General features: G+C 61.8%; 9 protein-coding genes. 3 read left to right on the top strand and 6 right to left on the bottom strand.

What is annotated here, in order from left to right; genetic code table 11:
• Window positions 1–173: 173 nt before the first annotated feature.
• From D1820_RS13540 to D1820_RS13560, 5 genes are all read right to left on the bottom strand, one after another.
• Window positions 174–806, bottom strand: a complete 633-nt coding sequence (locus tag D1820_RS13540) for a queuosine precursor transporter (RefSeq protein WP_118069417.1) — start codon at window positions 804–806, stop codon at window positions 174–176.
• A 170-nt stretch (window positions 807–976) separates the two neighbouring features.
• On the bottom strand, window positions 977–1,906 hold the full coding sequence (locus tag D1820_RS13545) for an esterase-like activity of phytase family protein (protein WP_118069418.1): 930 nt from the start codon (window positions 1,904–1,906) through the stop codon (window positions 977–979).
• Window positions 1,879–2,802, bottom strand: a complete 924-nt coding sequence (mepA, locus tag D1820_RS13550; protein WP_118069419.1) for a penicillin-insensitive murein endopeptidase — start codon at window positions 2,800–2,802, stop codon at window positions 1,879–1,881. The genes D1820_RS13545 and mepA overlap by 28 nt, the downstream gene beginning before the upstream one ends.
• Window positions 2,799–4,163 carry an MFS transporter gene (locus tag D1820_RS13555; RefSeq protein ID WP_118069420.1) on the bottom strand — a complete coding sequence of 455 codons (1,365 nt, stop codon included), beginning with the start codon at window positions 4,161–4,163 and terminating at the stop codon, window positions 2,799–2,801. Before D1820_RS13555 ends, mepA begins: the two co-directional genes overlap by 4 nt.
• A gap of 74 nt (window positions 4,164–4,237) precedes the next feature.
• A complete protein-coding gene (locus D1820_RS13560; protein ID WP_118069421.1) occupies window positions 4,238–4,825 on the bottom strand; it encodes an acyl-CoA thioesterase in 588 nt (195 codons plus the stop codon).
• Window positions 4,826–4,959: 134 nt separating this feature from the next.
• On the opposite strand from D1820_RS13560, the gene D1820_RS13565 reads away from it, so the two are divergent.
• The 3 genes from D1820_RS13565 (at window position 4,960) to yaaA (ending at window position 8,342) form a co-directional block, all read left to right on the top strand.
• Window positions 4,960–5,247, top strand: a complete 288-nt coding sequence (locus D1820_RS13565) for a YggT family protein (RefSeq protein WP_014873231.1) — start codon at window positions 4,960–4,962, stop codon at window positions 5,245–5,247.
• Between the two features lie 222 nt (window positions 5,248–5,469).
• The gene (gene recQ / locus D1820_RS13570; RefSeq protein ID WP_205521413.1) at window positions 5,470–7,548 is read left to right on the top strand and encodes a DNA helicase RecQ; all 2,079 of its coding nucleotides are present in this window, start codon (window positions 5,470–5,472) and stop codon (window positions 7,546–7,548) included.
• A 29-nt stretch (window positions 7,549–7,577) separates the two neighbouring features.
• Window positions 7,578–8,342 carry a peroxide stress protein YaaA gene (gene yaaA, locus D1820_RS13575; RefSeq protein ID WP_118069423.1) on the top strand — a complete coding sequence of 255 codons (765 nt, stop codon included), beginning with the start codon at window positions 7,578–7,580 and terminating at the stop codon, window positions 8,340–8,342.
• A gap of 27 nt (window positions 8,343–8,369) precedes the next feature.
• Here yaaA and D1820_RS13580 read toward each other — a convergent pair whose 3' ends face one another.
• Window positions 8,370–10,664, bottom strand: coding sequence for a response regulator (locus D1820_RS13580; protein WP_118069424.1), 2,295 nt, complete (start codon window positions 10,662–10,664; stop codon window positions 8,370–8,372).
• Window positions 10,665–10,851 lie beyond the last annotated feature (187 nt).

Genomic DNA, 10,851 nt, shown 5'->3' on the forward strand with positions numbered 1-10,851 from the left:
GGCCCGCCGCTCCGGTTGTTGCTACGCCTTGCTCCAATACCTTTCTTGACACTGGATCACCTCCTTTTCTCTTTGTTTCCGTTACCTTTAATGGTGGCACGGAACGGGCGGATCTCCAAATAAAAACTGCAGTGTTCTTATTTATGATGTCAGTTCAGGTGTCAGCAGGGCGGTCAGTGGGCTGCCGCCTTGGCGCGGGTCAGGAGGGCCACGATCAGGCGGAAAGGCACCAGAGCTAGCAGCGCCAGCGCCACCTTTACGCCCCAGTCGGCCACCGCGAGCGAGACCCAGAGCGGGGCGACAGGACCAGTGCCGAGAATCGGCAGCATTTCTCCGGCCCAGCTGACGTCATTGCCGGGTTCCAGCCAGACCAGCGCACCGGAAAATGCGATGCTGAAGAACAGCGCGGTATCAACGGAGGCCCCAATCAGGGTGGAGGCCAGCGGCGCACGCCACCAGGCGCCATTGCGCAGGGCAGCAAAGATCGAGACATCCAGCAGCTGTGCGGTGAGGAACGCGAGACCAGAGGCAATGGAGATGCGCAGGGTCACCAGCGGGCCGAATTCGCCCATGATCTGCGTGCCGATCAGCGAGCAGATGACGCCGACGACAAAACCGGCCAGCACCACCCGGCGGGCGGGGCCGGTGCCGTAGACGCGGTTGGTCACGTCAGTGACGAGAAAGGCGATGGGGTAGGTGAAGGCGCCCCAAGTCAGCCATTGGCCGAACAGGAATTGCACCAGAATGTTGGAGGCCACCACAACGACGGCCATGGCAAGAATGCCAGGAAGATAAGAGCGTGTCATTTTGCAGTCCGTTTTTTAGACAAGGTCGCGGAGACTTGTTTCGCCAATGCGAAAGATCAGGCCCAATAGCGGAAAAGCTGCGGTTTGGGCAAGGGTTTTGTCAGGGCGCGCGCCTGTGCTGGTGCCGGTGTAGGTACCTGTGTTGATGCCGGTGCGCGGCGTGTGAGGACCTAGTCAGGCAGCCGGTATTCCACCAGTTCGGTGCGTTGCAGCGATTTGAAATTGTCGTCGGAGACCATGGTGGCACGCAGCGCGCCACTTTGATCGCGCCAGATCGACACGCCTTCCAGATTGTCGTGCAGCCCAAGGCCGGTTTCCAGCAAGGTAACCTCACCGCTGATGCCATCCGGCGTGAGATCCCAGCGCCGCAGACGGCTGCGAAACCCGATCAGGCCGAAGTTGCGTTCCAAGAGGTAGAAGCGCCCGTCAGGCCCGAAATCCGCCCCCACGGGGAGGAAATTGCCCCGGCTGGGCAGCACGAAAGGGCGGTCCCAGCGGGTCCCGTTCCAACGCCAGACCGGAATATCACCCGTCGCAGTCAGGGCGCGTTCCGGCAGGGTGTAGAGATGGCCCCTGGTGTCGATGGCCAAGGCTTCAAGCGCCTTATTCAGGGGCAGGCGGCGGAAAGCCTTGGGGCGCGGCAGGACCTCGGCGCGGCTGTCGCCCCGGCGGTGGCGGGCCACGCGCGAGACCCCCTCAAAGGAGATGAACAGAGTGCCGTCGCGCGCCACGGCCAGACCTTCGGCATCGACGATGCGCCCGCGCAAGAGCGCGCCATCGGAGGCGCGCAGCCGGTGGGCTTCGGTCGGGGTCACCGCCTTGATCGGTTGCATCGCCTCCGGGCTGCGCTCAATCCGGGCGGTGACGATGGTGGCGCGGTCGCTGACCACGGTCATCTGCCGCCCGTCCGGTGACAGGGAGAGCGCCGAGAACCCCCCGAACCATTTGGCCGGGTGGGTCCAGCGATAGGCCGCGATGAACTGCGCCCCGCCGGGCTGGGCAGCGGAGGCGACAGGGCGATAGGCCACCAGCGCGGTCAGAGCGAGGCCAAGGGCGGTTGCGACGCCGAGGCTCAGTTTGATTGCAGAACGACGGCGCATTGCTGTGGCAGATCCGATAGGGTGTAGTCACGCCGGGGCTTGGGCTTGGGCGCATTGGGGTCGCGGGGTTTTGGAGGTGGTGGGCTCAGGATGTCCTTCACCCATTGGCGGGCATCATCGCAGCCATCACCGCGGGGAGGCGGATCCTGATTGACGCAGCCGCGCGCACCGGGCGGGCATTTCAGGCGCACATGGAAGTGGTAGTGGTGGCCATACCAGGGCCGGATTTTACGCAGCCAGTCGCGGTTGCCTTTCTCGTCGTTGCACATCTGCACCTTGGCGCCCGGAAAGACAAAGATCCGGGCGACGCGATCATCCTTGGCGGCGGCGCGCAGGATGGCGTGATGCTGAGGGGTCCAGTTGGAATTGGTATAGGCGCCCTTCGCCCGGCGCAGAGAGATCGAGGAGATCTTCTCGCGTTCGGCCACGGACAGATCGAGGCGTTTGGCCGGCAGCATCCAGATATCGGCATCCATGCCCATCTGATGGCTGCGGTGCCCCGACAGCATCGGCCCGCCGCGTGGCTGGCTGATGTCGCCGACATAAAGCCCGTTCCAGCCGCTCTGGCGGGCGGCGACACGGCTCAGATCCTTGATGAAGTCGATGGTCTCGGGATGGCCCCAGTTGCGATTTCGGGACAGGCGCATGGCCTGCCAGGTGGGGCCGGTCTGGGGCAGCTGTTCCGCGCCTGCGACGCAGCCCTTGGCGTAGGAGCCATGCGGCGCAGGTTTCTGGGCTGAGCCGCTACGCTTGGCCCCGAACAGCTGTTTTGCGGGCACGCCTGTATCGGCAGAGCGGCTGACCACCGGGTTTACGGTGGGCGAGCGGCTGTCTGCAGCGGGGCCGCAGGCGGTTAACAGGAGGGCGGTGAGGGTGATGTATCGACTGAACTTCAACTCTGGTCTCCTTCTGCATTGACCCAGCGCAGGACGATGAGTCCGATAATGAACAGGAAAATGACCGGTGCAATCCCAAGGCGGGCGCTGCCGGTCAGGGTGGTGGCGATGCCGATCAATGCAGGCGCAAGAAAGGCAGTTGCGCGCCCCGAAAGACCATAGAGGCCAAAGGCCTCCGTGGCGTTTTCCGGGGTGGTGTGGCGCACCATAAGACTGCGGCTGGCGGCTTGCAGAATGCCACCAAAGCCGCCGATCAGCACGCCGCAGGCGAAGAACACCGTGTCAGGCAGGCCGGAGCCTGCAGCGAGGGTGACGCCAAAGAACTGGTCGCGCGACATGTTCACGACCAGAAAACACACCGCCGTTAGGATCAGGATCGACAGGGTGATAACGGGTTTCGGGCCAAACCGTCGATCTGCGAGACCGCCCAGCCAGCTGAACAGCGCCGAGGAGATCACCGCGATGATACCGAAGATACCAATGAGGGTGATTTCCCAGCCCAGCACCAGCCGCGCGTAAATTCCGCCAAAGGCATAAAGCCCGTTCAGCGCATCACGGTAGAGCATCGACGAAATCAGATAGCCGGTCAGGCTGGCGCGGTGGCGCAGGTTGGCGATGGCGCGTCCGACGGAGCGGATGGCATCGCGAAACCGGCCCCGTGTGCCGGTGATGGCATCATCATGCACCCAGCGGAAATAGGGGATGATGAAGACCGCGAACCAGATCGCTGTCAGCGGACCGGCGGCGCGGGTGCCTTCGCGAAGTGCTGCATCCAGTCCCAGAATGGGATCGATGCCGATCAGGGTCTTGCCGTCGGCCTGCTCAACAAACAGCGTCAGCATCAGAAACAGCGCGATCACCCCGCCAAGATATCCGATGGCAAAACCGGTGCCGGAGATGGTGCCCATATCCTCCTTGCTGCCAAGCGACGGCAGCTGCGCATTGACGAAGATCAGCGCAAATTCCGCACCGATGAAGCCAAAGCCAAAACTGATGAGCATCCACCACAGGTTCGCGCCGCCGGGATCCATGAACCACAGCCCCCAGGCGCCGATGATATACATCAGCGAAAAGACCATGATCCACGGCAGTTTACGCCCGGAAATATCGGCAAGGGCGCCAAGGAACGGCCCGCCAAGACCAATCAGCAGCCCGGTGATGGTGAGGCACATCGACCAGACGGTTTGCGCCTGCGCCTTTGCGGCCTCCTCCGCCAGCCCTTGGGTGAGGTAATAATCGGCGGCCACCGCTGCAAAGAAGGGCGCAAAGACAAAGGTCACCAGCAGCGTGTGATAGGGCTGGCTGGCCCAGTCAAAGGCCCACCAGCCCCAGATGCGCTTGCGCATGGAAATCTGCGTCATGCCTCGTCTTCCCTCGCCCGATGCCTGTCGTGGTCTTTTGTCGTTACCTTTTGGTATGACAGGCCGGTGTGGGGTTAGGCAAGCGTGTCCTCAGCAGCCGACACGCCGGAAGCCACGGTTTGTGCCGGCATCATCGGTGGCCAGGGGCGACCTGCGTCCGCCTCGCACCAGGCCTTGATCCAATCGGGCATCTCCGGCGCGGCACGGTCGGTGCGGCCGATGGTTTTCAGCACCTCCTGCGGCGAGACGATCCCCTTGGCGTCGGTGATCGCGGTGCGCAGCATCACGTGGCTGGCGCAGTCACCATTGGATTTCCACATGGATTGTTCCAGATAGATGAAGCGATCGTCCCAGGCGACCGCGCGGCTGCGCATCTCAAACCGTTCAAACCCGCGAATGCGGCGGCGGAACCGGACGGTGGTGCCCGCAACCGTCATGCCCCAGCGACGGCTGCGCAAAGCCCCGATCAGGCCGACACGCTGCGCCAGCATGGTGCGGCCCAGATCATAGAGCGTCATCGCACGACCGTTGTTCAGCTCCATCCAGATGTCCAGATCCCACGGCCAGCAGATATGGCGCGAGACATGGGTTTCGGTGAGATCCAGCGGCGGCATCCGTCTGGCAACCAGAAGATCCTTGATCAGGCGGACGATGGGAAACATGGGCGCGCTCTCCTGTGTGATGTGCCCGTGTTGCCATGTGTTTACAGCACGTCAACCGCAACCTCGCGGCAGTCTTGCGATTTTGCGCGGGCGCGCTTACCTGTGGACAAGCTCCAAAAAGGGAAATCAAAGAGATGCTGTCGCTGTTTCAAATTCTGATGCTGATCCTGGACATCGTCTGGTTCTTCATCATCGCCCATGTGATCATGAGCTGGCTGATCAATTTTCAGGTTCTGAACCTCAATCAGCAATTTGTGGCGCAGGTCTGGTATGGTCTGAACCGCTTGTTAGAGCCGCTATATGCCCCCGTTCGCCGTATCCTGCCGAATATGCAGGGGCTGGATCTGGCGCCGCTGGTGGTGTTGATCGCGGTGTACGCGCTGCGGATCATTCTGACCAACAACATCGCGATGTTCTACTAGGCCGACAGGCCGTGGCGCCGCTTGTCAGAAAGATCATGCGCGTCTCGATCTACAGTTGGACCGCCACGGCATGGGCCGCTGGCGGTCTTTTTCTCTGTATGCGGCGTTCTGCATAGGGGGTCTGGCACTTGCCGCCTGAATCCGGTTGTGGGATTGTGGCTGTACGACGAGCAGATCACAAAAACGAGGCCACCCGCCCCCATGTCCGCAGTTTCGCCGGAAATGACCGCCCCCAGTGGTGCGACGTCACCTGCCGTGTCCGCAACCGATGCGACACCGCTGTTGCGCGAGATCTTCGGCTTTGACGGGTTTCGCCCCGGTCAGGAAGAGATCGTTGATGCGGTGACGGCTGGCGAGAATGTTCTGGCGATTATGCCAACCGGCGGCGGCAAATCCCTGTGTTTCCAGCTGCCCGCACTGCTGCGCGAGGGGGTCACCGTTGTGATCTCGCCATTGATTGCGCTGATGCGGGATCAGGTGCGGGCACTGCAGGAGGTGGGCGTGACCGCCGGGGCGCTGACCTCCGGCAATACGGAGGAGGAGACCGAAGCGGTCTGGCAGTCCATTGAGGAGGGGCGGTTGAAGCTTCTGTATATGGCGCCGGAGCGTCTGGCCTCGGGGGCGGCGATGGGCATGTTGCGACGTATCGGCGTCAGCCTGATCGCGGTGGATGAGGCGCATTGCGTCAGCCAGTGGGGCCATGATTTCCGCCCGGATTACCTGCGTATCGGGGAATTGCGACGTGCCTTGGATGTTCCTTTGGCAGCCTTCACCGCGACGGCGGATCAGGAAACCCGCGAAGAGATTGTCGAGAAGCTGTTTGATGGCGAGGCGCCGCGCAGTTTTCTGCGGGGCTTTGATCGGCCCAATATCCATCTTGCCTTTGCCACCAAAGACAGTCCGCGCCGACAGATTTTGGAATTTGCGGCCGCGCGAAAAGGCCAGTCCGGAATTGTCTATTGTGGCACCCGCGCCAAGACCGAAGCACTGGCGGCGGGGCTGCGAGAGGCGGGGCACGCGGCCTGCTATTATCATGGCGGTATGGACGCAGAGGATCGGCGCGGCGTAGAGACCCGCTTTGCCCGCGAGGATGGATTGATTGTGGTGGCAACCGTTGCCTTTGGCATGGGGATCGACAAGCCAGACATTCGCTGGGTTGCTCATGCGGATCTGCCCAAATCCATCGAGGCCTATTATCAGGAAATCGGTCGTGGTGGCCGGGATGGCGCGCCTGCTGAGACGCTGACCCTGTTCGGGCCGGAGGATATTCGCCTGCGCCGCAGCCAGATTGACGAAGGGCTGGCACCTGCGGAGCGGCGCAGCGCCGACCACGCGCGGCTGAATGCACTGCTGGGGCTGGCGGAGGCGCTGAAATGTCGGCGGCAAACCCTGCTGGCCTATTTCGGCGAGGAGGCTGAGCCTTGTGGCAATTGTGATCTGTGTGACCAGCCGGTGGATGTGTTTGATGGCACCACGGCGGTGCGCAAGGCGCTGTCGGCGATCCTGCGGACGAATGAGACCTATGGATCAGGGCATCTGATCGACATTCTGGTGGGCAATATCACCGACCGGGTGCGCGACAAGCGGCATGATGACCTGTCGGTTTTCGCCTGTGGCAAGGAATATGGCAAGCGGCAGTGGCAGGCGGTGTTCCGGCAGATGATGGGGCATGATCTGGTGCGCCCGGATCCCGAACGTCATGGTGCCTTGCGGATGACCGAAGCGGCGCTGCCGGTGCTGCGCGGCGAACAGGAGATTGCGCTGCGCCGCGATACCATCAGCTCCGCCAAGCGTAGCCCTGCGGTGAAGGCGCTGGTGTCTGATGAGGATGCGCCGCTGCTGTCGGCGCTGAAGGCCAAGCGCCGCGCGCTGGCGGAGGCGCAAAAAGTGCCGGCCTATGTCATTTTCCCGGATCGCACCCTGATCGAGATGGCAGAAACACGTCCCGATACGCTGGACAAAATGGCGCGGATTGGCGGTGTCGGCGCCAAGAAGCTGGAGCGCTATGGCAGTGCATTCCTGGCGGTGATCACTGGCGAGAGTGAGGCGCTGCATCCGATGCGGCGCAAGTTGGCCGGGCGCGACGCCGGATCGCTTTATGATGCGCTGATGGAGACGCAGACGCGTCTCGCGCGGGGCGATGACGGCACCGACAAACCGCTCAGCTGTTCTGCGGCGCAGCTTGCGAAACTGGCGCAGATGCGTCCACAGGACGAAATGGCGATCACAAGGCTGTTAGGGGAGCGCCGCGCCGAACGTTTTGCGGCGGCGTTTCTGGACGTCCTGCGCGGCGCGGGCTAGGTCTTGACCAGAACAAACGGGGGCAGAAAATGCTGGTAGTGACTTCTCCGGCGAAAAAGCTGGACTGGAGCGAACGCGACGTTGAGATGACGTGGCCCGCCATGCATGACGCGGCGGTGGAACTGGCGTCGGTGGCGCGCGATCTGTCGGTCGCCGATCTGATGAAGCTGATGCATATCAGCGAGGATCTGGCAAAGCTGAACTATGATCGGTTCCAGAGGTTTGCGGCTGATCCTGGCGCGGATCACATTCGCCCGGCGGCGCTGGCCTTTGCGGGCGATACCTATCAGGGGCTGGAGGCGGCGACGCTGGAGCCGGAGGAAATGGGGTGGGCGCAGGATCACTTTCGCATTCTGTCGGGCCTATACGGTCTGTTGCGGCCGTTGGACGCGATGCAGGCCTACCGGCTGGAGATGGGGTCGCGTCTGAAAACCGAGCAGGGCAAGACCCTTTATGACTATTGGGGGCGTGCGATCTCTGATGCGCTGAATGCGCAGGGGGAGGCCGTGGGCAGCGATGTGCTGGTGAACTGTGCCAGCCAGGAATATTTCGGGGCCGTGGATCGTGATGCGCTGAAGCTGCGGGTGGTGACGCCGGTGTTCATGGAAGACAAGAACGGCACGCCCAAGGTTGTGAGCTTCTACGCCAAACGGGCGCGGGGCGCGATGGCGCGGTACATCATTCAGAACCGGCTTACCGATCCTGCGGCATTGCTGGATTTCGACAGCGGCGGCTATCGCTACATGCCGGAGATGTCGCAGCCGGATCAGCCGGTGTTCCTGCGCGCGGGCTGATCGCCACGGGGGCGCGGGACCGCCGGATCAGGCGGCGCCGGTCTGGGTGACCGCCTCATGCGTGAGCGGCGCCGCCTCCGCCGGGAGATAGGCGTGAATGCGTTCGTGGATCAGCGCCTTGCGCAGGGGTTTGGTCAGGTAGTGATCCAGCCCGGCTGCGAGAATGCCATCGGAATCACCGGCCATGGCATGGGCGGTCAGCGCGATGATCGGGACATAGGTGCCGGTGCCGTGTTCCAGCGCGCGGATTTTCTGGGTTGCTTCCTTGCCATCCATCATCGGCATGGAGATATCCATGAAGATCAGATCAGGCTGGAACGACTGATAAGCCTCCACCGCCTCTATCCCGTTGCTGACAAATTGCAGGTCTATGTTCAGATCCTTCACCATCTTGCGGAAGACAAGCTGGTTGGTGCGATTGTCCTCTGCGGCCAGTACCCGCATGAGCCGCTGGGTGGGGCGCGTGCTGACGGCGGCGAGAGGAGGGGGCGCAGTTGGAGCAGGCTGGGGTGGAGCGGGATTTGTTGCGACGCTGCTCAGCTCTGGTGGCGTTCCCATGGTTTCAGGAGCGGCGGAGGTACCGGTCTCCGATCCACCGCTGGGCAGATCGACCAGCCTCTGGAACAGCTCATCCCGCTGGATTGGTTTCAGAAGCACGCTGTCCGTCACCGATTGTACATCTGAATTGCTGGATGCAGTGGGATCGCTGCTGAGCATCAGGATCGGCACCTGCGCAAAAGGTCCGGAGCGCAGTTTCTGTGCCAGTTCGATACCATTCTGATCTGGCAGTTGTTCGTCGCAAACCACCAGATCAACGTCGTCTGGCATGCCGGCAATCGCAGCGGCGCCATTGTCGAATACGGTGACCTCCAGCCCCAGCATGGCCAATTGTTTGCTGAGCACATCGCGCATCACCGATTGCGAATCTATGACAGCGATCTGACACAGCCCCTTGGGCAGGGTGGGAATACTGGTGGAGGCGCCTTCCGCCAGCGGCAGTTCCATGCGGAAGCCGAAGCAGGATCCCTTGCCCTCCTGGCTTTCGACCCAGATCTCACCGTCCATCAGCTCAATCAGGCGTTTGGAGATCGCGAGGCCAAGGCCGGTGCCCTCAAACTGGCGATTGCGCTCGTCCTCGACCTGATTGAACTCGCCAAAGATGTCTTGAACTTTCTCCTCCGGGATGCCGATGCCGGTGTCTTCAATCGTGACGTGGATTGAGGAGACTTTGTCATCCGCGTTGGAGATGCCGGTGATTTGCAGCGCGACATGCCCCTCGGCGGTGAATTTCACCGCGTTGCCAACGAGATTGGTAAGGACCTGGCGAATGCGTCCGGGATCTCCGACAAAGCTGGTTGGCAGGAATAGGTCATAATCCAGCAGCAGTGTCAGCCCCTTGTCCCGCGCGGTGGGCTGCAACAGCATCAGCACCTCATGGACACTGCGTTCCAGATCAAAGGGTTCGGGGTGCAGCTGCAGTTTCTGCGCCTCGATTTTGGAATAGTCGAGCACGTCATTGATGATGACCAGCAGCGCCTCTCCGGAATTCTTGATCGTGTTGGCGTAGAGCTGCTGTTCCTCGCTCAGTTTGGTGTCACTGAGCAGTTCCGCCATGCCGACAACCCCGTTCATCGGGGTGCGAATCTCGTGGGACATATTGGCAAGGAAAGCGGATTTTGCCCGGTTTGCAGCCTCGGCCCGTTCACGGGCGGCCTGCAACTCTTCCTCATATTGAACGGTGGAGGTGATATCGAGCGCAAGGCTGACCATATCGCCACCGTGGCCACGTTGATCCAGGAGCCGCAGGTAGCGATCATCCCACATCCGCACGACCACCGGTTCCGGGGAGGGGGACAACCAGCGTTCCGACATCTGCGCGCGCCAGTGATCCGGGTCCTGTTCGCCGGTGTTGACCAGCCCCTCATCGGTGAGGATCTGCAGGATGCGCATGTAGGAGACGCCCGGCGTGACCTCCTCCAGACCGTCGAACAGATCGAGATAGGCGGTATTGGCGCCAATCAGTTTGCTGTCTGAATCGAAAAAGGCAAATCCGTCCTGAAAGGCCTGGATCGAATGCCAAAGGCGCTGCTCGGCGCGCTCAACCTTCTCGTTGGCGGTGGAGAGATCCGATTTCACCTTGGCGTTTTCGTCGCGGACGGTGGCCACCTCGGCCTGGGTGGCGCCGATTTGGCGCGTCAGAGCCAGCGCATGGCGCCCGAGTTTGCGGTTGGCTGCCGAAAGCTCCGCCTGCTTCAGTTCGAGCAGGCGCTCCGCCGCGAGACGCGCGCGTCGTTCTTCCGTCAATTTGTCAGCAAGGTTCATCCCTGCAAACTCCACTTAAAAACCAACACGACTGACCTGCCCCAGTTTAGAGGAGCAGAGATTAAATTGAGATTAGCCCATCTGTTACGTTGCGATACCTTGCTATGGCGTTAACCCCGTGCCAGCCTCTGGGCAGGTTTGGAGGGTTCCATGGTGCGTGTGTTCATTTCACTTATTGTACTTTTGT

The sequence above is a fragment of the Phaeobacter sp. LSS9 genome, from assembly GCF_003443595.1.
Taxonomy (GTDB): Bacteria; Pseudomonadota; Alphaproteobacteria; order Rhodobacterales; family Rhodobacteraceae; genus Phaeobacter; species Phaeobacter piscinae.